This is a genomic window from Microbacterium oleivorans (assembly GCF_013389665.1).
Taxonomy (GTDB): domain Bacteria; phylum Actinomycetota; class Actinomycetes; order Actinomycetales; family Microbacteriaceae; genus Microbacterium; species Microbacterium oleivorans_C.
Map to the genome: position 1 here is coordinate 1287615 of NZ_CP058316.1, position 21409 is coordinate 1309023.

Consider the following 21409-nt stretch of genomic DNA (forward strand, 5'->3'; position numbering starts at 1 on the left):
TCGCAGCGGCGATCGGCCTCAGATCGCCGGGCGGTCCGGCACCGCGCGCGCCGCCGTGTTAACGTCAACATACGCGCTTTCACCGCGCCCGGCCCCGGAACGAATCGAGAACCATCGTGACGACCTTCACCATCGGCGAGACGGACTTCCTCCTCGACGGACGCCCCCACCGCGTGATCGCCGGTGCCCTGCACTACTTCCGCATCCATCCCGATCACTGGACCGACCGCATCCGCAAGGCGCGGCTGATGGGGCTCAACACGATCGAGACCTACGTCGCCTGGAACGCCCACGAGCCGGTGCGCGGCGAGTGGGATGCCACGGGCTGGAACGACCTCGGTCGCTTCCTCGACCTCATCGCGGCCGAGGGCATGCACGCGATCGTCCGTCCCGGTCCCTACATCTGCGCCGAGTGGCACAACGGCGGTCTGCCGGTGTGGCTCACGAGCATGCCCGGCATCGGGCTGCGCCGCTCCGAGCCCCGGTATGTCGAGGCGGTGAGCGCCTACCTGCGCCGGGTCTACGAGATCGTCGCCCCACGACAGATCGATCGCGGCGGCAACGTCGTGCTGGTGCAGATCGAGAACGAGTACGGTGCCTACGGGTCGGACCACGACTACCTCCGCACGCTGACCGAGCTCACCCGCGACTGCGACATCACGGTGCCGCTGACGACCGTCGACCAGCCCGAGCCGCACATGCTCGCGGCCGGCACGCTCCCCGACCTGCACACGACCGGGTCGTTCGGCTCGCGCGCGACCGCGCGCCTCGCGACGCTCCGCGAGCACCAGCCGACCGGGCCCCTCATGTGCTCGGAGTTCTGGGACGGCTGGTTCGACTGGTGGGGCGGCGTGCACCACACCACGGATGCCGCAGCTTCGGCATCCGAGCTCGACGATCTGCTCGCCGCGGGAGCGTCGGTGAACATCTACATGCTCCACGGCGGCTCGAACTTCGGCACCACGAACGGCGCCAACGACAAGGGCCGCTACGCCCCCATCGTCACCTCGTACGACTACGACGCCCCGCTCGACGAGTCGGGACATCCGACCGAGAAATACCACGCGTTCCGCGAGGTCATCGCCCGCTACGCCGACGTGCCCGGAGAGGCTCCGCCCGCCCGCCCCGATGCCCCCGCCTTCTCGGTGCCGCTGCGACCCACCGGCGACTGGCTGGTCGAGGGGCACGACCACGGCGACGAGGCCGCCGAGGCGGCGCCGCATCCGCCGAGCTTCGAGGAGCTCGGCCAGCTCGGACCGCTCGTGCGCTACGACGTCGAGCTGCCCGCCGATGCCTTCGGAGACGCCGATGCCGCCGTGCTGGCCTTCGGGGAGGTCCGCGATCTCGCGTGGGTCGCGGTCGACGGAGCGCCCATCGGGCGCCTGCAGCGCGCGCTGCACGAGCGATCGCTGCCGGTCCCCCGAGGATCGCGCCTGACGGTGCTCGTCGAGGACCAGGGACGCGTCAACTACGACATCCGCCTCGGCGAGAGCAAGGGCCTCATCGGTCCGGTGACCCTGGGCGGGCGCGAGCTGACCGGATGGTCGGCACACCCCGTCGAGCTGCCGCAGACGGTGACGGCGATCTCGGGCGCGGGCACGGCGGATCACGCGAGCGCCGGCCGGACCGGCCTCGTGGGCGCGTTCGAGCTCGGCGAGCCCGTCGACCTCTTCCTCGACACCGATGCCTGGGGCAAGGGATACGCGTTCGTCAACGGGTTCTTCCTCGGCCGCTACTGGCGCAACGGCCCGCAGCGCACCCTGTACGTCCCCGCACCGGCGACGCGCGCCGGGGCGAACGAGATCGTCGTCGTCGAGCTCGAGCACGTCGTCGATCCCGTCGCCGCCTTCGTCGCCGGGCCCGAGCTCGGACACCGCGAGGAGTGAGCGTGATCGGCCGACGCCCGCATCGGGCAGGATGGATGCCATGAGCTGGATGGTCACCGGTGGTGCCGGATACATCGGCGCGCATGTCGTGCGCGCCCTCGCATCGGCGGGTCTGGCACCCGTCGTCCTCGACGATCTGTCGAGCGGACACGCGGGCTTCGTGCCCGAGGGCGTGCCGTTCATCCGCGGCTCGATCCTCGACCGACCCCTCGTCGAGGGCGCGCTTCGCGAGCACGGCGTCGAGGGCGTCATCCACGTCGCCGGGTACAAGTACGCGGGCGTCTCGGTGACCCGGCCCCTGCACACGTACGCGCAGAACGTGGAGGGCACCCGCATCGTCCTCGAGGCCATGTCGACGGCCGGGGTCGACAAGATCGTCTTCTCGTCGAGCGCGGCCGTCTACGGCACCCCCGACGTGCCGCTCGTGACCGAGGATCTCCCCAAGCGTCCGGCCTCGCCCTACGGCGAGTCCAAGCTCATCGGCGAATGGCTGCTGCGCGATCAGGCCGTCGCCACCGCCGACTCCCTCGCGCCGCTGCGCCACACCTCGCTGCGCTACTTCAACGTCGTCGGCTCCGGCGACCCGTCGGTCTACGACACGAGCCCGCACAACCTGTTCCCGATCGTCTTCGAGAAGCTCCTCGCCGGCGACATCCCGCAGATCAACGGCGACGACTACGCCACAGCCGACGGCACCAACGTGCGCGACTACGTGCACGTCGCCGACATCGCCGCCGCGCACGTCGTGGCCGCTCAGCGCCTCGCCGCCGGCGAGAGCATCGAGCCCGCCTACAACCTCGGTTCGCAGAACGGCCTGTCGGTCCGCGAGATCATGGATGCGATGGCCCGGGTCACCGGCATCGGCTTCACCCCGCGGATCGGCCCGCGCCGCGCCGGCGACCCGGATCGCATCGTCGCCACGGGCGAGCTGGCCGCACGCGACCTCGGGTGGGCGAACCGCTACTCGGTCGACGAGATGGTCCGCACCGGGTGGGAGGCCCGCCGGGCGAACGCCTGACCGGACCGCCATGCGTCAGCGGGTCGAGCTGGCGCGCACGACGAGCCGGGTGGGCACCGTCTGCAGCGTCGCGGCCGCCCCGCTCTCGATCATCTCGACGAGCGATTCGACCGCGCGCGTGCCGAGGACGTCGAAGTCCTGCCGGATCGTGGTGAGCGGCGGCAGGTACTCCGCGGCATCCACCACGTCGTCGAAACCGACGACGGCCACGTCGTGCGGCACGCGTCGTCCGGCGTCGGCGAGGGCGCGCAGCAGGCCGAGGGCCATCTGATCGTTGGCGGCGAAGACGGCGGTGGCCTCGGCGAGCGCCGCCCCCGCGGCGTGCCCGGTGCGCGACGTCCAGTCCCCGCGCACGGGATGGGGCGGCGTCGCGCCCGCATCGACGAGCGCGGCACGCCAGCCGCGCTCGCGCTCGCGCGCAGCGAACGAGGTCTCGGGGCCGGCGAGATGATGCACGGTCGCGTGGCCGGCCGCGAGCAGGTGCTCGGTCGCGAGCCGAGCCCCCGCGGCATGGTCGGTCTGGACGATCGCGAACCGGTCGTCGGGGGGCGAGTCGACCACGACGAGGTGCAGGTCGGGGGGCGGGGTCGTGTCGCGGGCGAGGCGGGTGGCCTCGTTCAGGACGACGGCGCCGTCGACGCCCTGATCGCGCAGCCGCGCGAAGGCCTCGGCGATCTCGCGTGTGCCGACCGTCACGACCGCGAGGGCGTAGTCACGGGCGCCTGCCGCCTCGGCGATGGCCTGGAGCATGCGGGAGTTGCCGACCGAGGCGAGGGTCGAGACGACGAGGCCGATCGTGCGGGTCTGACCGGTGCGCAGGGCGCGCGCGGCACGATGCACGCGGTACCCGAGGGACGCCATCGACGCCTCGACACGCGCGCGCGTCGCGGGGTCGACCCGCGGGCTGCCGTTGGCCACCCGCGACACCGTCTGCGCCGACACCCCCGCGTGAGCCGCCACCTGACTCATCGACACCCGCATGGCCACCCCTCTCCCCGCAGTGTGTTGACGATATCACGCGCGGAATGTAGCGTGTTATCGTGAACATCCCCGATCCTCCCGCCGTTCCGCTCGGCGCGGGCGTCGTCAAGCGCTCCACCCGCCTCGACGACGGTCGCGAGCTCATCTACTACGACGACCCCGACACCGCGCTCGGGTCCGAACGGGCCGTCGACGCGCGCACGCTCGACCCGCGCCCGGAGACCGCGACGATGCGTCAGGACATCCTCACCGGCGACTGGGTCTCGATCGCCGCGTCGCGGCAGAACCGCGCCTTCCTCCCGCCCGCCGAACTCGACCCGCTCGCGCCGCAGACCCCGACCAACCCGTCGGAGATCCCCTCGCGCTACGACGTCGCCGTGTTCGAGAACAGGTCGCCGTCCTTCGGCCCCGCCCTCGCCACCCCGTTCGAGGGCGCCCCGGCGGCGTCCGACCCCCCGCGCGGCATCGACGACCTCCTGCACCTCGGGCTCGGCCGTACCCGCACGAGCGTCGGACGCACCGAGGTCGTCTGCTTCTCGCCCGAGCACTCCGGCTCGTTCGGCACGCAGTCGGCGACCCGCGCGCGCACGGTCATCGAGGCATGGGCGGATCGCACCGCAGCCCTGTCGGCGCTGCCCGGCATCGAGCAGGTCTTCCCGTTCGAGAACCGCGGCGAGGCCATCGGGGTGACGCTGGCGCACCCGCACGGCCAGATCTACGCCTACCCCTACATCACCCCGCGCACCACGCGCCTGCTCGACGCGATCGACCGCACGGCACCCGACCTGTTCCCCCGCATCCTCGAGTTCGAGCAGGCGGGGCCGCGCGTCGTCCTCCGCGGCGAGCACTGGACCGCCTTCGTGCCGTTCGCCGCACGCTGGCCCATCGAGGTGCACCTCCTGCCGCACCGCCAGGTCGCCGACTTCGCCGAGACCTCGGCCGCCGAGCGCGACGAGCTCGCGCCGCTCTACCTGCGACTACTGCGTGGGATCGATGCCCTGTACGAGACACCGACCCCGTACATCGCCGCGTGGCACCAGGCGCCGGTGAACCATGCCCGCGAGACCGCACGCCTGCACCTGCAGCTGACGAGCCCGCGCCGAGCCGCCGACAAGCTCAAGTTCCTCGCCGGCTCCGAGGCAGCCATGGGCGCCTGGATCGGCGACATCCCCCCCGAGACCGCCGCCGCGCGCATCCGCGACGCCGTAGAAGGAGTGACCCTGTGACCGAGCCCGATCCGCGCGCCGAGGCCCGCGACCTGCTGACCTCCCTCGGCAGCGCGGTGTCATCCGAATGGTCGGCGCCCGGACGCGTCAACCTCATCGGCGAGCACACCGACTACAACGACGGCTTCGTCTTCCCGTTCGCGACGCCGCATCGCACCCACGTCGCCGTCGCGACGCGCGACGACGGCCGCCTGCGCGTCATCTCGACGTTCGACGCGGTGCCGGTCGAGGTCGCGATCGCCGACCTCGACGCGCTCTTCCCCACGGTCGACGGCGATCACGCCGTCCCCGAGTGGTCGGCATACCCGCTCGGCGTCGCCTGGGCGCTCATCCAGGCGACCGAGGCGGACCCGGCGAAGCTGACCGGCGCCGATCTCGCCTTCGCCTCCGACGTGCCCGTGGGGGCGGGCCTGTCGTCGTCCGCCGCGATCGAGGGGGCGACGGCATCGGCACTGAACGAGCTGTGGGGCCTCGGCCTCGACCGTGTCGCGCTGGCCCAGGTGGGACGCCGCGCCGAGAACGAGGCGGTGGGCGCCCCCACGGGGATCATGGACCAGATGGCCTCGATGCTCGGCGAACCGGATGCCGCGACCTTCCTGGACTGCCGCTCGCTGCAGACCGAGGAGGTCGACCTCGGTTTCGCCGCGGCCGGACTGTCGCTGCTCGTGATGGACACCAACGTCAAGCACGCCCATTCGACCGGCGGCTACGGCGAGCGTCGCGCATCGTGCGAGAAGGGCGCCCGGGTGATGGGCGTTCCGATGCTGCGCGACCTCGCGGTCGCCGACCTCGACCGCGCCGCCGAGCTGCTCGACGACGTGACGTTCCGGCGCGTGCGTCACATCGTGACCGAGAACCAGCGGGTGCTCGACACGGTGCAGACGCTGCGCACGTCGGGCCCCCGCGCGATCGGCGCGCTGCTCGACGCCTCGCACGTGTCGATGCGCGACGACTTCGAGATCTCGGTGCCCGAGCTCGACCTCGCCGTCGAGACGGCCGTCGGTGCCGGCGCCATCGGGGCGCGGATGACCGGCGGCGGGTTCGGCGGTGCCGCCATCGCCCTCGTCGAGACCGCGTCCGTCGAGGCTGTCGCGCGCGCGGTCGAGAAGGCCTTCACCGCGGCTGGCTTCGCCGCCCCGACGATCTTCCCCGTCACGCCCTCCGCCGGCGCCCGACGCGACGGCTGAGCCGGCGCGCGACCGAGCGACCTCGTCGGGCCAGGTCGATCCCCCAAACATCGTCCTGACCCGGCGACGTCCCCGGTCGGTCGGGTGCCGGCGCGCACGGAACGGGGGGATGCCGCAGCGGCATCCCCCCGTTCTCGTCGCTGCTTACTTGAAGGTGTCCTTGACGTCCTCGCCGGTCTTCTTGGCATCGGCCTTGACCTGGTCGGCCTTGCCCTCCGCCTGAAGCTTGTCGTTGTCGGTCGCCTTGCCGATGGCCTCCTTGGCCTTGCCGGCGATGTCCTGGGCGGCGTTCTTGATCTTGTCGTCGAGACCCATGATGGGCTCCTCTCTGCGGTTGATGCCCCGGTGGGGCGGGTGGGGTGGTGCGGTCTCAGGACAGGCGGCGCTGGTCGTGGGCCAGCTTCGCGCGCAGTCCGGTATGGACCGAGATGTAGGCGGTCAGCTTCTGACCGGTGAGCACGCCGAGATTGGCAACGAGGCGCTCGACGGTCTCCGCGACGTGCACGGGCGAGGTGTTCTGTCGGGGTGTGACGCTGATGTGGAGCACGGGCTCGTGCCGAACGTCGTTGGCCGTCACCCGGGCGCTGAGGATCTCGTCGCGCTCGGCGAGTGCGTTCTTCAGGGCGTCCGAGGCGAACCCCTCGGTGACCGTCACGCGGCCGAGATCGCCCTCGGCGCCGCTCGCGCGCAGCGGGGTCCGACGCCGACCGTGGATGCTGCGGACGACGAGGACGATCAGCAGCACGACGAGCACGAGCAGAGCGGCGAGCACGGCCACGGCCACCCACGTGAGGCTGGTTCCGGCGATGACCGTGGCATCCCACGCCTGCTTCGCCCAGCCCTCGGCACCCGAGCCGATGTTCGTCCACGTCTCGGCGGCCGCCGGCCAGACGGCGCTGGTGACGATGCCGCCGCCGATCGCCACGAGCACGAGACCCAGGATCAGGAGGATCGTGCGGTTGACGGCACGATTGGTGTTGTTCATGCTTTCTCCTCCCCATCACGGGGACGCTCGACGCGCACCGAGGTGCGCTTGCGCGTGGCCAGACGGTACGACTCCAGCTCGTCGTCGACGACGCCGCGCACGCGCGCTTCGTCGAGCGGGACGCCGACGGCCGGGCTGACGGTCACATCGACCGCCCGGTGCCCGACGCCCACGCGCACCTGATCGCGCGGCAGCCCGCTGTCATCGCTGATGCGCTGCGCGATCGCCGAGGCGATCACACCGTTGTCTGCGACGACGGCGCTCTCACCCAGCATCAGCTGCTGCTTGGACAGCCGGCCCGGGGTGACGGCCAACAGCACCAGCACGAGCCCCAGCACGGCGATGACCGCACCGATGGCGATGCTCGCGCCCACCGGCACCTCCGTCGGCAGCCCGACGACCCAGGCGAGGGAGGCGGCGGGGCCGAGCAGCAGGGCCGGCTGGCCGAGCAGGTTCAGAACGATCTCGACACCGACGTACACCAGGGCGAGGATCACGAGCACGACCGCGACGATCATCGCGACCGTGCGCGGCGAGTGCGTCTCCCGACGCACGACGCGACGCAGCACCGGACTGCTCATCTGACTCTCCTCTTCACGGGGGTGGTGGCACCGCTCACGGTGATGTCGACGCGGGTGACCGGCTTGCCCAGCACCTGGGCGAGCTGCTCCTGCACCCGGCGCTGCATCTCGCGCACGGTGTCGATGACGGCACCGGCGGCATGGACCGCGGCGGTGTCGTCCAGCGGCGGGACGGGCATCGGCGTGTCGATGCGGACGGCCACCCCATCCCGGTAATCGGATGCCGCGACCTTCACACGGTCGGCGTCCACTCCGATGACCTGGGATGCGATCTGTTCCGAGACCTTCCGCACCACGCGCTCGCGCACATCGACCCGTCCGGCGACACCGGACGTCGCGCCGGTGGCGGCCGTGACGCCGCCACCGGGACGGATGGCCTCTGCGACGGTCATGACGAGGTGCGCCGACCTGTCAGCACGTCGGCCAGCCCGCGGACGTCGAGCTTGCCGGACGCGATGCGACCGACCGCCGCACCGATCGCCATGAAGAGGGCGACGAGGAGGAATCCCCAGAAGCCGAACAACAGGGCGGCGGCGGCGAGGATCGCGCCGATCAGTGCACCCGAGACGGTGGCGCTCATGCGACTCGCGACTCCGAGTCGTTGTCGTCGTCGGCGCCGGCGATGTGCACGTCGTTGACCTCGACGTTGACCTCGACGACCTCGAGACCGACCAGACGGCTGATCGCACCGGCGACGGCGGCGCGCACGTTGTCGGCGACCTCCTGGATGGGCGCGGGGTACTCCACGACGATCGTCAGGTCGGCAGCGGCCTGGGTCTCGCCGACCTCGACCTTGACGCCCTGCGACAGGTCGGTGGCGTTGACGGCATCGCGGATGGCGCCGAAGGCACGGGCACCGCCACCACCGAGTGCGTACACTCCGGCGACCTCACGGGCCGCGATACCGGCGACCTTGGCGACGACACCATCGGAGATGGTCGTCTTGCCCGCGGCGTCGGTGTCGGCCGGAACCCGCGACGACGAGAACGTGCGGTCGACGCGGGACGCCTGGGCGGCGGCCGGCGACTTCGGGGTCTCGGCGGCGGCGGTCGTGTTCTTCTGGTCCTCAGCCATGATGTTTCCTTATCTGTCTGCGTGGTCCGATGCAAGCTCTCGGCTCGTCATTCGGTGAGCGTTTACGTTCGCTCTACAGATAAGAGGGCGGCCGGTTCGGATTCGTCACAAAAAAGTTCGACGGATTTCTGGGGGGGGGGGGACGATGCGAGCCGACGACGAGGCGTCGAATGCGGACCTGCAGGCCGCCCCGGACGGCATCCTCGCCGCGCGTGCGGCCAGCGGCGACGCCGATGCGTTCGACGTGCTGCTGCACCGGCACACCCCGCTCGTCCGCGCCTTCGTCTATCGCATCGTCGGCACGCTGACCGAGACCGATGACGTCGTGCAGGATGCGTTCCTCACCGCGTGGCGCCAGCTGTCGACACTGCGCGATCACAGCGCCGTCAAGGCATGGCTCATGAAGATCGCGAGCCGTGAAGCGTATGCGCACCTGAGAAAACGACCGGCTCATGACACACTGGTCGGGTTCGACAGGGCCGCGGAGACGGGCCTCCTCCCCGAGGCCGCCGCCATCCGCAACGCACAGCTGACTGCTCTCTCCCGTGCGCTGGACGCCCTGCCGGAAGCCCAACGCCGTTGCTGGCTGCTCCGAGAGGTCGGGTCACTCAGCTATACCGAGATCGCAGAAGAGATGAATCTTCCCCTCAGCACCGTTCGCGGCAACCTGTCTCGAGCCCGCGCGAGCATCACCGTCCAGATGGCGGGGTGGCGATGATGGACGCCGACCACGTCACGCTGGACTGCGGGAAGACGATCGAGGAGGTCAGCGAGTACCTCGAGTCGGGCCGCTCGCCCTACGACCCCGAGATCGAGACGTGTCCGGAGTGCCTCAACGCCCTCGACGCGCTGACGCGCGCCGGACGACTCTCGCGGGAGCTCATCGCCGCCGACGCCGCGGACCTGCCCGAGCCCTCCGAGAGCTGGTTCCACGGCGTGATGACCGCGGTGCGCGCCGAACTGCGCGCCGGCCGGTCCATCCCGCTGTCGCATCCCGACCCCGCGGTGTCGATCACGGTCACCGAGGGCGCCGTGCAGGCCCTCATCCGTGCCAGCGGCGATGCCGTCGACGGGGTGTTCATCGGTCACTCCAAGATCGTCGGCGACGTCGAGGTGCCCGCGGCCCCGATCTCGATCGACGTCACGGCGTCCGTCGCCTGGGGCGAGCCGCTCCCGAGCGCCGCCGGCGCCGTCCGCCGCGCCGTCACCGATGCGCTGGCGCAGCACACCGAGCTCAACATCGTCGCCGTCGACGTCACCGTCGAGGATCTCCACCGTCCCTACCCGCCCAAGGACCCCGCATGATCGCGTCCGACCCCGTCGTCGACTCGTCCGCCCCGCGCCCCCTCGCCGAGCTTCCCGGCGTGGCCGCCGTGCACGATCCGCGCCCGCCTCTCTCGCGTGTCCTGGGCGCCGCGTCGGCCGCGCTGCGGATCGACACCATGCCCCCGTCCGACGGCGTGTTCGTCTCCTCGGATACCACCGGGACGACCGCCGCGGCGGCCGTGAGCGTCGGCGTCGCCGCGCGCACACCCGACGTGGCGCGCGCCGTGGCCGACCAGATCCGGGCGCAGCATCCCGAGGCCGACCGCATCACCGTGCAGGTGCGCCGGATCGCCTGACCCGCGCCGGCGGCCCCCATCCGCGGACGGGACGACATCGAGGCCCGCCGCCCGCCCGGGTGCGCTACCGTCGAGCCGTGAGTTCGCTCTTCCACGACGCGGGCGTCGATGCCCCGGTGGCCCGGCTCGTCTCCGGCCGGGTGCGAGGACGACGGCGCGCGGACGGCACGGTCGCCTTCCTCGGCATCCCGTACGCGCAGCCCCCGGTCGGACCTCGTCGTTTCGGGGCGCCCGAGCCCGTCACCGGGTGGGACGGCGTGCGTGACGCGCTCGAGTACGGCGCCACCCCGCAGCGCGGTGACCACGGCGCCACGCTGATCCCCGAGCCCTCGATCCCCGGCGACGACACGCTCTCGGTCAACGTGTTCGCCGCGACGGCGCCGGGGAGCGCCGCGCGACCGGTGCTGGTGTACATCCACGGCGGCGGCTTCGTGCAGGGCTCGCCGGCGAGCCCGTGGTACGACGGCGCCGCCTTCGCACGCGCGGGGATCGTCGTGGTGACCGTGTCGTACCGGTTGGGCTTCGACGGGTTCGGGCTGATCCCGGGTGCTCCGACGAACCGCGGTGTGCGCGACTGGCTCGCCGCGCTGGAATGGGTGCGTGCGAACATCGCCGCGTTCGGCGGAGACCCCGACGACGTCACGATCGCCGGGCAGTCCGCCGGCGGCGGCGCGGTGCTGACTCTTCTCGGGATGCCGGCGGCGCAGCACCTGTTCCGCCGCGGTCTGGCGATGTCATCAGCCCTCACCGTCGTCGCCCCGGCGCGAGCCGCCGCGCTGACGACGCGCTTGGCGGACCGCCTGGGCGTCGCCCCCACCCGCGCGGGCTTCGCAGCCGTCGACGAGCTCGCGGTGCTGCACGCGCAGCAGCAGATGGCGACGGAGCGGACCGGCGGCGTCCTCTCGTGGGTGCGCGCGCGGCTGGCCGACGGCCTCTCGTGGGGTCCCGTCGTCGACGGCGACCTGGTGCCCCGCCCCACCCTCGACGCGATCGCGGGCGGTGTCGGCGCCGACAAGCAGCTGGTGCTCGGCACCACCGACGACGAGTTCACGATGATCACCGACGGCCTCGCCGACCGGCTGCGCGCAGTGCCCGCCGCCCTCGCCCTCGCGCTCCTCGGCGTCCGCCACGGCGCGCGGTGGCGCTACATCCGCGCCAACGGCGAGCAGCGGCGCCGGGGAACCGCCGCCTTCCTCGGCCGCTACGCCACCGATCGCCTGTTCCGCGAGACGGTGCCGCGCGTCGCCGACGCGCGCGGCGGATCGGCGACGTGGGCGTACCGCTTCACGTGGCCGTCGCCGACCCGGCGGTGGGCTCTGCACTGCCTCGACGTGCCGTTCTGGTGGGACCGTCTGGACGCTCCGGGCGTGGCCGCCGTCGCCGGTGAGGACCCGCCGCGATCGCTGGCCGACGACATGCACGGCGCCGCGGTGTCGTTCGTGCGCGATCACGACCCGGGCTGGCCCGCGTGGGGCGAGCGGCCCGGCGCGACCCGCATCTTCGGCGGGCCCGTGACGCCGGATCCCCTCGACGCCGACGGCTACGCGTCGGTCCGCGCGCTCATCGCCTGATCGCCCGGCGGCGGGCCGCGAGCTCAGGGAACGCGCGTGAGCCAGGCGTCGGTGGCGAACTTCGACTCGACCAGGGCTTCGGCCTCGGCGTACTCCTCGTCGGAGATGCTCCCGGCGACGGCGCCGTATCGCTTCGAGAACACCTCGATGAACCGCTCGATGATCGCGTCGCGCGGCAGACCCGTCTGACTGCGGAGCGGGTCGACGCGCTTGGCCGCCGAGACCGTCCCCTTGTCGCTGAGCTTCTCGCGGCCGATGCGCAGCACCTCGGTGAGCACCTGGCCGTCCATGTCGTAGCTGAGCGTCGCGTGGTGGAGGACGCCGCCGTTCGCGAGGCGCTTCTGCGCCGCGCCGCCGATCTTCCCCGAGGGCGAGGCGATGTCGTTGAGCGGCTGATACGTCGCCTCGATGCCGAGCGAGCGCAGGGCCTCGAGCACCCAGTCGTCGAGGAAGGCGTACGAGTCCGCGAAGGTCAGGCCGGCCACCAGGGACGCCGGCACGTACAGCGAGTACGTCACGATCGAATTGGCCGCCATCATCATGGCGCCGCCGCCCGAGATGCGCCGGACGACGTCGAAGCCGTGTCGAGCCGCGCCCTCGGGGTCGACCTCGTTGCGCAGCGACTGGAACGACCCGATGACGACGGCCGACTCGTTCCACTCCCAGATGCGCAGGGTGGGGTTGCGCCGCCCGTCGCCCACGCGCGTGGTGAGCACCTCGTCGAGCGCGAGGTTCATGCTCGGCGAGACGGCCCGGTCGTGCACGACCTCCCAGTCGAACTCCCGCCACCCGGGCGCGGTGATCATCGCCCGGCGCACCGCCGTGCCGACCGACTCGGGCGTGAAACCGAGCAGCTGCGCGCCGTCGGGGAGCGCCGAACGGACGGCGGCCGCGATCGCGGCGACATCCGACTCCGCGGGCAACCCGTTCACGGCCGCGTCGATGTCGGCGAGCGCGTCGTCGGGTTCGAGGAAGAAGTCGCCGGCGAGATGGAAGTCGACGATCCTGCCGTCCCGCACCTCGAGGTCGACGACGACCAGCTTGCCTCCGGGCACCTTGTATTCGCCGTGCATGGGTCCAGCCTAGGACCGCCGCGACGGAGCGGTACCACGGGCGGGTCGAAGATCGGTCGGGCGACGGATGCCGCTACATCCGGCGGGGGACGCCACGACCGTGACCGCCGAGAAGAGTGGGGGCATGGAGATCGCCAACGCCCCCGCATCCGTCCTCGAAGCCCGCGGGCTCGTCAAGCGCTACGGGTCGCTCACCGCCCTCGACGGTGTCGACCTCGCCGTCGGCACCGGTGAGGCGGTGGCCATCATGGGAGCCTCGGGGTCGGGCAAGACGACGCTGCTGCACTGTCTGGCCGCCATCATCTCCCCCGACGCCGGCTCGGTGCGCCTGTCGACCCCGGGCGTGCCGCCGCAGGAGCTCGTCGGGATGCCCGACGACGCCCGTTCGGCGATCCGGCGTGATCGACTCGGCTTCGTCTTCCAGGATCACCTGCTGCTTCCCGAACTCACCGCGGTCGAGAACGCCGCCCTGCCGCTGCTGCTGGTGGGCACCGCTCGCGCCGCCGCCGAGGCGCACGCCGCGGCATGGCTCGGCGCCCTCGGTCTGGCCGGCATGGAGAATCGCCGGATCGGCGAGCTGTCGGGCGGACAGGCCCAGCGCGTCGCGATCGCTCGTGCGCAGGTGACCGGGGCGCCGGTCGTGTTCGCCGACGAGCCCACCGGCGCGCTCGACACGGCGACGTCGGCGGAGGTGCTCGACGCGCTCCTGCACGCCACGACCGGGCAGGGCCGCAGCCTCGTCGTCGTCACCCACGACGCGGACGTCGCACGACGGTGCGACCGGGTGCTGCGCATGCGCGACGGGCGCATCGTCGACGGCGACCCCGCCGTCCCGCCCGGCGGGACGGGCGCGCGGGGTGCGGGTGCGGCACGATGAGCGCCGTCGCACCGCTCGCGGCTCCCCCGATCGCGGACCGCAGCGCGTCCGGCGCCGTGCGGCGTCTGGCCGCCCTCACCGTGCTGCTCGCGCGGCCCCAGGGGCAGGGCTCCGGCGCGATCGCGCTCCCGCTCGCCGCCTTCGCGGTCACGACGACGCTGATGCTCGTCGTGGCCGGAGGAACGCGCATGTTCCTCACCGACCCGCGCACCGGCGACCTGTCCCTCATGTACGGTCTGCTGAGCGTGCTGGCGCTCATCCTGCTGGCGATCCCCACCGCGACGCTCGGGGCCGCCGCAGCCCGCCTGTCGAGTCGCCGCCGAAACGATCGCCTCTCGACCCTGCGGCTGCTGGGCGCGACCAACGCCGAGGTCCGTGCGATGGCGGTCGGTGAGGCCGCGGTCGTCGCCGCTGCGGGCGCGCTCCTCGGCGCCGCCGGATACGGCCTCGCGCTGCCGCTGGTGGGACTCCTCCCCTTCTTCGGCGGCCCGGTCGGAGCGGGCGCCGTCTGGGCGGGCTGGCCGATCGTCGCCGGCGTCGTCGTGGGCGTGGCGCTGATCGCCACGCTCAGCGCGGTGGCCAGTCTGCGCCGGGTGCGGCTGACACCGCTGGGCGTCCGCCGTCGCACGCAGGCGCCACCACGCCGCGTCAGGACGCTGGTCGTCTCGGGCGTCGGCATCGTCGCGGTGGGCATCGTCGTCGGCCAGTTCGGCAGCGTCGCCTCGCTGCTGGCACCGGCGGCCGCGCTGGTGGTGCTGCTCGCCCTGTTCGGCGGGGCGCTCGCCCTGGTGAACCTCATCGGCGCACCGATCGTCGCCGCCCGGGGGCGGTCGATGGCTCGGCGGGCGCGGACCGCGGCGCAGCTGATCGCGGGGCGCGAGCTCGCCGCGCATGCCGCGACCGCGTGGCGCCGGGTCTCGAGCATCGCGATGATCTCGTTCATCGCGGTCGTCGGCGGCAGCGGGATCGCGATCGCCGACATGGCCGGGACGGAGCCCGGCGTGACGCTGTTCGCCGACATCCGCACCGGCGTGCTCGTCACCCTCGGCGCCGGGTTCCTGCTGCTCGCGGCCTCGGTCGGCGTCAGTCAGGCGGCCTCGGTGCTCGATGACCGCGAGCTGATCGTCGGACTGGACCGCCTCGGCATGTCGCCCGCCGAGCTCGCCCGTGCGCGCCGCATCACCGTGATGCTGCCGCTGCGTTGGGCGGCGGCGGGGGGCGCCGTCGTCGGCGCGGCCCTGGCACTGCCGGTGGTGGGCATCAGCCTCGTCGTCGCCCCGCTCACGCTGCTGGTCATCGCCGTCACCTTCGCCGCGGGGTTCGGCGCCGTGGCCCTGGCCCTGCTCGCCTCCGGCCCCCTCGTCGCCGCGATCCGTCGCGCCGCACGCTGACCCCGACCCCGCCGCGGTCGTGCGTCGGCGCCGGCGATAGCGGGCCAGGGCGACGCCGACAGGCTCAGGCGCGGGGGAAGCGCGCGTCGAGCCAGGCGATGAGGTCGGCGTGGACGTCGCCCCGCACGGCCTCGTTGAAGATCTCGTGGCGCGCGCCCGGATAGACCAGGGTGGTGACGTCGTGCAGCCCCGACCGCGAGCGGTAGGCGTGGGCGAGACGGTGGACGCTGCGCGGTCCGCCGACGGTGTCGTCCCTCCCCACCAGAAGGAGCACGGGAACGTCGACGCCGAGGTCGCGGCGCGGGCGTCCGAGCATCTTCGCCGTCTCGATCGGTCCGAACAGGCGCAGCAACGGCGTGGTGGTGGTGAGCGGGTCGTCGAGGAAGTCCTGCTGCACGGCGGTGTCGGTGCTGAGCCATTCCACGCCGTTCGCGCCCGCCCCCGCCCACGGCGCGTTGAGATCGCCGGAGTTCAGCGACCCGGGCCAGCGCAGCGCCGAGCCCGAGAGCACGACGGCGGCGTAGGCCTCCGGGCTCTCGTCGAACAGCATCTGCGCGAGGAACGAGCCCCAGGAGTGCCCGAGGAGCACGATGGGCAGTCCTGGCTGTTCCTGTTCGATGATGCGGGTCAGCCGCGCGCAGGCATCGCGCGCGGCACGCAGGCCACCGCGGCCGAGCCTGCCGAGTCGGCTCGGACCGCCGTGCTGTCGGATGCCGGTGCGGCCGTGTCCGCGGTGATCGTCGGCGTACACGGTGAAGCCGGCACGCGTGAGCACGCCGATGATCTCGAGATAGCGACCGGCGTGCTCGCCGACGCCGTGCAGCAGCTGCACCACTCCCCGGGCCGGGCCCGGCGCCGGATGGACGTCGTAGACGATCGCGACCCCGTGCGCGTCGGTGAACTCGGGCATGTCGCGATTCTACGGGCGCGCCGGAGGGGTCCGGACGAGCCATCCTTTAGCAAGACTAATGAGCTATGCTAAATAACACCGATGAGCACCCCTCCCCCCACCACCGCGTCCACGACCGCCCCGCCGCCCGCCGCCGACCTCGCCCACGACGCCACCGACCTGCGCATGGCGACCTTCCGCCTGGCCCGGCGGCTGCGCGCCGAGCGTGCGATCGATTCGATGAGCGACGGGCAGTTCGCCGTCCTGGCGAACCTCCACGTCCACGGACCGCACACGCTCGGCGAACTCGCCGAGCGCGAGCGCGTCTCCGCGCCGTCCATGAACCGCACCGTGAACCACCTCGAGGAGCTCGGCTACCTCACCCGCACGCCCGATGACACCGACCGCCGCAAGGTCAACATCGCCCTCACCGACGAGGGCCGCTCCGTCGTGGTCGAGACCACGCGGCGCCGCGACTCGTGGCTCGAGCACGCCCTCGAGGATCTGGAGCCCCACCAGCGCGAGACCCTCGCGGCCGCAGCGACGATCATGCGCGGGATGGCCGACCGATGAGCTCCGCGATGTTCCGTTCGTTCTCGGTCTTCAACTACCGCGTCTGGTTCTTCGGCGCCCTCGTCTCGAACGTCGGCGCGTGGATGCAGGCGACCGCTCTCAGCTGGGTCGTGCTCACGGGCCTGACCGACAACGACGCGGGCGCCATGGGCATCACCATGGCGCTGCAGTTCGCCCCGCCGCTGCTGCTCGTGGGCGTCACGGGTTGGGTCGCCGACCGCTTCGACCGTCGGCGCCTGCTGGTGGTCACCCAGAGCGCGCTCATGCTGGTCGGGCTCGTGATCGGCACGCTGCTGCTCACGGGCGTCATGACCCTCCCGCTCATGTACGCCTTCGCGTTCGCCCTGGGGCTCATCTCTGCCTTCGACAACCCCGCGCGCCAGGCCTTCGTCTCCGACATCGTCGCGCGGGAGATCGCCGCGAACGCGGTCGCCCTCAACGCGGCATCCTTCAACGGTGCGCGCATGATCGGCCCCGCCGTCGCGGGGATCGTGATCGTGGCCGTCGGCACGGGGTGGGTCTTCTTCATCAACGCCGCGACGTTCCTCGCGATGATCGTCGCCCTGTTCCTGATCCGACCGGGCGAGCTCATCCCCCGCGTCCAGTCGCCCGGCGCCGCGCGGCTGGCGGACGGCTTCCGCTACGTCCGCGGACGCCCCGACCTCCTGGTCGCCTTCGCGATGGTGTTCCTGCTCGGCGCGTTCGGCATGAACTTCCCGATCTTCGCCTCGACGATGGCGATCGAGTTCGGGCGCGACGCCGACGGGTACGGGTTGCTCAGCTCCATCCTCGCGATCGGGTCGCTCGCCGGAGCCCTGATGGCCGCGCGGCGCGACCGCGCGCGCATCCGGGTTGTAATCGTCGGTGCCGGGCTCTTCGCCGCCGCGGCGGCGGTGTCGGCCTTCATGCCGACGTACTGGCTGTACGCGCTCACCCTGATGTTCACGGGCTTCGCCGTGGTCACCACGCTCACCACGGCCAACGGCTACGTGCAGACCACCACCGACCCGGCGCTGCGCGGACGCGTGCTCGCGCTGTACATGGCGATCCTCATGGGCGGCACGCCCGTCGGTGCGCCCATCGTGGGGTGGGTCGCCGACCAGTTCGGCCCCCGTGCGGCCATCGGGCTCGGTGCCATCGCCGCGTTCGTGGCGTTCGGTATCGGGGTGACCTGGATGCTGGTGTCGGGTCGGGTCCACCGTTCCGAGACCCGTCGGTTCGCCCTCTCACTCGACGAGACCCGGCCCATCTCGGTCGTGGCTCCCGAGGAGTTCAGCGACGAGGTGGCGGGCACGACGCCGATCGCCCTGCCGGACGCAGCGGAGAACGTCGACCGCCGCGCCCGCCCCGCCCGCTGACGCCACCCCACGCCGCCGCGCCCGTCCCCGGCCGGTCCGGCCCGTTCTCCCCGGTGCCGCACCGCACGAACTCCTCACAATCGCCCGGTTCGGCTGCTGGATGGGCTACCGGCCACCGGTGCAGGCCGATCCTGCGGAGTTATCGCAGCATCGGCACCGGAACCGGCACCGGCACCGGAGCCGGAGCCGGCGTCAGCACATCCGGGCGAGGAAGGGCACGTCGTAGGTCGCGTGGTAGCCCACGCCGTCCAGCCATTGGTACGCGGTGACCTTCGCCGTCCCCGACACGAGCGAGTCGCGGCCCGAGGTGAAGAGCTTGTACGCCGCGTCGCCCGCGGCGACCTTCTGCTGAGCATGCTCGCCGCCGACCGCGGCCAGCCGCACATCGGCGGGCGCGTCCGCCTGGTTGGCGGCGTGGACGGCGACGTGCACCGACCCGTTCACGCACTGCGAACGCGCGCTGACCCTCAGCGGCACCGGCTGCCCGGCGCGCACCTCGGCGATCGCCGAGGGTCGCGACTCGGCCCCGGTGCCGTACTGCCCTCCGGCCGAGACGGTGGCCGTCCACCGACCCTGCGCCACGCCGGCGAACCGCGCGGTCCGCGCCTCGGCACCGACCCGCTGCTCGATCGTCTCGCCGCCCTCGGAACGCAGCGACACGGTGTACCCGGAGACCGCGGCCCCGGCATCGGCCGCCTTCCAGGTGACGTTGACCCCGGCGGTGTCGACGCCGATGCCCGGCGCCGCCACGGGCGCCGGCGCGGGCCGCAGCGGCACCGCGCCGAAGTCCATGTCGGAGGCGAGGTAGAAGCCGGTGTAGCTCGGCTGGTTGTAGGTGGTCTGCTGGCGGGCGACCTCGGCTCGGTACTGCGGGTCGTGCATGAGCGTGTAGAGCTTGTGTTCGGTGAGTTCGGTCGAGGTGTACAGCCGGAGCGCGGACGAGTCGGCGGTACGCACCAGAAGTTCTTCGCGCCAGTCGCCCAGCACATCGGCCACGAGGCCGGGGTTGCCCTTCGTGCCGTTGTTCGTCAGCGTCCCGGATGCCGTCAGCACGGTGCCGCGGGTCCAGTCGTCGATCGTCGGGGTGACGGTACCGGCTCCGTTCACGAGCTGCGTGGTGAGATCGCCCGCCCAGCGGATCGACTGGTTCGTCCCCGGTGTGGCGGCCGACAGCACCTCACCGGTCGACGACAGCAGTCCGGAGGCGTCCGTCCCGCCCGGCATGCTCGACCAGACCTCGATGCCCGGCGTGTCGGCTCGCACGTCGCCGATCATCCCGCGGCCGGTGTCGCGACCGGAGTACGCACCGAAGATCACCTCGCCCGTGGCGGCATCCCGCAGCGCCGTTCCGTAGGGGGCATAGGCACCGCCCTCGTGCACGGTGAAGATCTCCAGCCCCGGACGGTCGGGGTCGATGTCGGCCACGTGCATCGCATCGCCGTGGCCCAGCCGGGCCGACTCGCCGGGCGTCGCCGATCCCTCGGGCATCTCGGCGAACGAGCTGTAGAGGAGCGATCCGTCGTCGTCGAGCGTCGCCGAGCCGTACACGATCTCGTGACGGCCGTCGCCGTCGACATCCGCCGCCGACAGGCTGTGGAAGCCCTGCGTCGTCAGGGTGCCGTACACCGGGTCGGTGCCGTCCACGCCGTGGGGACCGTCGTTGAAGGGGTTCGACATGGGCGCGTGTCCGCTGTCGACGAACCAGCGCTGCGCGAGGTTCTCACCGTCCCAGTCGTAGGTCGCGATCGTCGAGCGCGTGTAGTAGCCGCGAGCGAAGACGGCCGACGGCTCCTCGCCGTCGAGGTAGGCGACCCCGGAGAGGAAGCGGTCCACGCGGTTGCCCGGTTCGATGCGCGACATCGCGTAGTCGCCCCAGAGCAGACCGTCGTCGCCGCGACCGGGCTCGTAGCGCACGGTCTGCAACTCGGCCCCGCTGCGTCCGTCGAACACCGTCAGATACTCGGGGCCGTCGAGGATGAAGCCCTCGAAGGCGCGGAGCGCGTTGCGGCTGCTCCGCGCGGGCGCGTAGACGTCGACGAAGTGGTCGACGAGCGAGCGGGCGTCGGCGTCGGAGAGGGGGTAGTCGTAGCGCGCCTCAATGCCGAAGGCCTGCTCGAGGGTCGCCGGCCACTGGCCCGAGACGACCTCCTCGCGCGTCGCCCACCCGCGGAACATCTCGACGAGGTGCTCGTAGTAGTCGTCGGCGCTCAGGCGGTAGTCGTCGTCGTGCGAGTACCCGGCGGCGAGGTCCTCCTCGGGCATGGAGATGTACCGCTCGCTCTCGATCGAGCCGTCGGCGGCGTAGGTGATCGACTTCGTCCCCGGGGCCGTCTTGAGGATCGTCTCGGCACGACCGTCACCGTCGAAGTCATACGTCAGGAACTGGGTGTAGTGCGCCCCGGCGCGGATGTTCGGGCCCAGGTCGAGCCGGTTCAGCAGCGTGCCGTCGAGCTCGTAGGTGTCGATGTACACGCTGCCGGTGTAGCCGACCTGCGAGACGTCCTTGGCGTTGGAGGGATCCCACTTGACCACGAACTCGTACTGCCCGTCGCCGTCGACGTCGCCTACCGACACGTCGCCGGCCGCGTAGGAGAACGCCTCACCCGCGGGGGTCACCCCGTCGGCGGGGCGCTGCAGCGGGATGTCGAGGAAGCCGTCGTCCAGCGCGATCGCCTCGGCGCTCGCCGCGGCCTCGACACCCGCGGTGACGGGCGCGACGCGGTACACGGATGCCGCGGTGCCCTGGTCGTCGCGATAGTTCGTGCTGTCATCGACGGTGGCGATCGCCGCGCCGTCGCGGTACACGACGAAGTCGGTGCCGGTCAGACCGCTCTCAGCCGCCCCGTCGGCCTCGCCGGCGAGCAGACGCCAGCTGAGGAAGACGCCCGTAGGCGTCGGCACGGCGACGAGACCGCGGTCCAGCGCCTCGAGACGCGGAACGGGGGCGTCGCCCGTGTGCGGCTGCTGTGCCGCCGTCGCCGGGACCGCCACGAGCCCGCCGGCGGCGAGGGTGCCCGCTGCGAGGCTCGCGAGCAGCGTGGATCGGAGTCTGTTCGTCATTGAATCAATCCCATCGGAATACGCTTTCCTGCGTTCCGACGAGCCTATGCGCAGCCT

22 protein-coding genes are annotated in these 21409 nt (G+C 72.2%); 12 read left to right on the forward strand and 10 right to left on the reverse strand.

Annotated elements, in window-relative coordinates; genetic code table 11:
- Positions 1-116 precede the first annotated feature (116 nt).
- Together HW566_RS06250 and galE are read left to right on the forward strand one after the other, a co-directional pair.
- Positions 117-1886 carry a glycoside hydrolase family 35 protein gene (locus HW566_RS06250; protein ID WP_178011320.1) on the forward strand — a complete coding sequence of 590 codons (1770 nt, stop codon included), beginning with the start codon at positions 117-119 and terminating at the stop codon, positions 1884-1886.
- Positions 1887-1926: 40 nt separating this feature from the next.
- Positions 1927-2904, forward strand: coding sequence for a UDP-glucose 4-epimerase GalE (gene galE, locus HW566_RS06255; RefSeq protein WP_178011321.1), 978 nt, complete (start codon positions 1927-1929; stop codon positions 2902-2904).
- Positions 2905-2919: 15 nt separating this feature from the next.
- On the opposite strand, the gene HW566_RS06260 is transcribed toward galE, so the two are convergent.
- Positions 2920-3873, reverse strand: coding sequence for a LacI family DNA-binding transcriptional regulator (locus HW566_RS06260; protein ID WP_178011322.1), 954 nt, complete (start codon positions 3871-3873; stop codon positions 2920-2922).
- 77 nt (positions 3874-3950) lie between these two features.
- Between HW566_RS06260 and galT the strand changes: the two genes are divergently transcribed.
- Positions 3951-5111: a galactose-1-phosphate uridylyltransferase gene (galT, locus tag HW566_RS06265; protein ID WP_178014741.1), complete on the forward strand. Its 1161-nt coding sequence runs from the start codon at positions 3951-3953 to the stop codon at positions 5109-5111.
- The gene (gene galK, locus HW566_RS06270) at positions 5108-6298 is read left to right on the forward strand and encodes a galactokinase (protein WP_178011323.1); all 1191 of its coding nucleotides are present in this window, start codon (positions 5108-5110) and stop codon (positions 6296-6298) included. The genes galT and galK overlap by 4 nt, the downstream gene beginning before the upstream one ends.
- Positions 6299-6442: 144 nt before the next feature.
- Here galK and HW566_RS06275 read toward each other — a convergent pair whose 3' ends face one another.
- The 6 genes from HW566_RS06275 to HW566_RS06300 are packed head-to-tail and all read right to left on the reverse strand — an operon-like array spanning position 6443 to position 8938.
- Positions 6443-6613 carry a CsbD family protein gene (locus HW566_RS06275; RefSeq protein ID WP_178011324.1) on the reverse strand — a complete coding sequence of 57 codons (171 nt, stop codon included), beginning with the start codon at positions 6611-6613 and terminating at the stop codon, positions 6443-6445.
- 55 nt (positions 6614-6668) lie between these two features.
- Complete coding sequence (locus HW566_RS06280) at positions 6669-7283, reverse strand: hypothetical protein (protein WP_178011326.1); 615 nt, start codon at positions 7281-7283, stop codon at positions 6669-6671.
- Complete coding sequence (locus HW566_RS06285) at positions 7280-7864, reverse strand: DUF6286 domain-containing protein (protein ID WP_178011328.1); 585 nt, start codon at positions 7862-7864, stop codon at positions 7280-7282. The genes HW566_RS06280 and HW566_RS06285 overlap by 4 nt, the downstream gene beginning before the upstream one ends.
- A complete protein-coding gene (locus tag HW566_RS06290; RefSeq protein WP_178011330.1) occupies positions 7861-8256 on the reverse strand; it encodes a hypothetical protein in 396 nt (131 codons plus the stop codon). The genes HW566_RS06285 and HW566_RS06290 overlap by 4 nt, the downstream gene beginning before the upstream one ends.
- On the reverse strand, positions 8253-8444 hold the full coding sequence (locus HW566_RS06295; protein WP_023952539.1) for a DUF2273 domain-containing protein: 192 nt from the start codon (positions 8442-8444) through the stop codon (positions 8253-8255). Before HW566_RS06295 ends, HW566_RS06290 begins: the two co-directional genes overlap by 4 nt.
- The gene (locus tag HW566_RS06300) at positions 8441-8938 is read right to left on the reverse strand and encodes an Asp23/Gls24 family envelope stress response protein (RefSeq protein ID WP_178011332.1); all 498 of its coding nucleotides are present in this window, start codon (positions 8936-8938) and stop codon (positions 8441-8443) included. Before HW566_RS06300 ends, HW566_RS06295 begins: the two co-directional genes overlap by 4 nt.
- 145 nt (positions 8939-9083) lie before the next feature.
- On the opposite strand from HW566_RS06300, the gene HW566_RS06305 reads away from it, so the two are divergent.
- The 4 genes from HW566_RS06305 (at position 9084) to HW566_RS06315 (ending at position 12131) form a co-directional block, all read left to right on the forward strand.
- The gene (locus HW566_RS06305) at positions 9084-9656 is read left to right on the forward strand and encodes an RNA polymerase sigma factor (RefSeq protein ID WP_178011334.1); all 573 of its coding nucleotides are present in this window, start codon (positions 9084-9086) and stop codon (positions 9654-9656) included.
- On the forward strand, positions 9653-10243 hold the full coding sequence (locus HW566_RS06310) for an Asp23/Gls24 family envelope stress response protein (RefSeq protein ID WP_256728897.1): 591 nt from the start codon (positions 9653-9655) through the stop codon (positions 10241-10243). Before HW566_RS06305 ends, HW566_RS06310 begins: the two co-directional genes overlap by 4 nt.
- Positions 10240-10560, forward strand: coding sequence for a hypothetical protein (locus HW566_RS16040; protein ID WP_256728898.1), 321 nt, complete (start codon positions 10240-10242; stop codon positions 10558-10560). The genes HW566_RS06310 and HW566_RS16040 overlap by 4 nt, the downstream gene beginning before the upstream one ends.
- Positions 10561-10637: 77 nt before the next feature.
- On the forward strand, positions 10638-12131 hold the full coding sequence (locus HW566_RS06315) for a carboxylesterase/lipase family protein (protein ID WP_256728899.1): 1494 nt from the start codon (positions 10638-10640) through the stop codon (positions 12129-12131).
- Positions 12132-12154: 23 nt separating this feature from the next.
- Here HW566_RS06315 and HW566_RS06320 read toward each other — a convergent pair whose 3' ends face one another.
- Positions 12155-13204: a lipoate--protein ligase family protein gene (locus HW566_RS06320; RefSeq protein WP_178011340.1), complete on the reverse strand. Its 1050-nt coding sequence runs from the start codon at positions 13202-13204 to the stop codon at positions 12155-12157.
- Between the two features lie 124 nt (positions 13205-13328).
- Between HW566_RS06320 and HW566_RS06325 the strand changes: the two genes are divergently transcribed.
- Both HW566_RS06325 and HW566_RS06330 read left to right on the forward strand, forming a co-directional pair.
- Positions 13329-14081 carry an ABC transporter ATP-binding protein gene (locus tag HW566_RS06325; protein WP_178011342.1) on the forward strand — a complete coding sequence of 251 codons (753 nt, stop codon included), beginning with the start codon at positions 13329-13331 and terminating at the stop codon, positions 14079-14081.
- Positions 14078-15472 (forward strand): FtsX-like permease family protein, encoded by a 1395-nt coding sequence (locus tag HW566_RS06330; RefSeq protein ID WP_178011344.1) that lies wholly within the window; start codon positions 14078-14080, stop codon positions 15470-15472. The genes HW566_RS06325 and HW566_RS06330 overlap by 4 nt, the downstream gene beginning before the upstream one ends.
- 64 nt (positions 15473-15536) lie before the next feature.
- Here the strand turns inward: HW566_RS06330 and HW566_RS06335 are convergent, their stop codons facing one another.
- Positions 15537-16382 carry an alpha/beta hydrolase gene (locus tag HW566_RS06335; protein ID WP_178011346.1) on the reverse strand — a complete coding sequence of 282 codons (846 nt, stop codon included), beginning with the start codon at positions 16380-16382 and terminating at the stop codon, positions 15537-15539.
- A gap of 81 nt (positions 16383-16463) precedes the next feature.
- Here HW566_RS06335 and HW566_RS06340 point away from each other — a divergent pair, with 81 nt between their 5' ends.
- The gene (locus HW566_RS06340; protein WP_256728900.1) at positions 16464-16934 is read left to right on the forward strand and encodes a MarR family winged helix-turn-helix transcriptional regulator; all 471 of its coding nucleotides are present in this window, start codon (positions 16464-16466) and stop codon (positions 16932-16934) included.
- An 8-nt stretch (positions 16935-16942) separates the two neighbouring features.
- Positions 16943-18292 carry an MFS transporter gene (locus tag HW566_RS06345; RefSeq protein ID WP_178011348.1) on the forward strand — a complete coding sequence of 450 codons (1350 nt, stop codon included), beginning with the start codon at positions 16943-16945 and terminating at the stop codon, positions 18290-18292.
- A gap of 192 nt (positions 18293-18484) precedes the next feature.
- Here HW566_RS06345 and HW566_RS06350 read toward each other — a convergent pair whose 3' ends face one another.
- Positions 18485-21352: a rhamnogalacturonan lyase gene (locus tag HW566_RS06350; RefSeq protein WP_218621654.1), complete on the reverse strand. Its 2868-nt coding sequence runs from the start codon at positions 21350-21352 to the stop codon at positions 18485-18487.
- Positions 21353-21409: the final 57 nt, after the last annotated feature.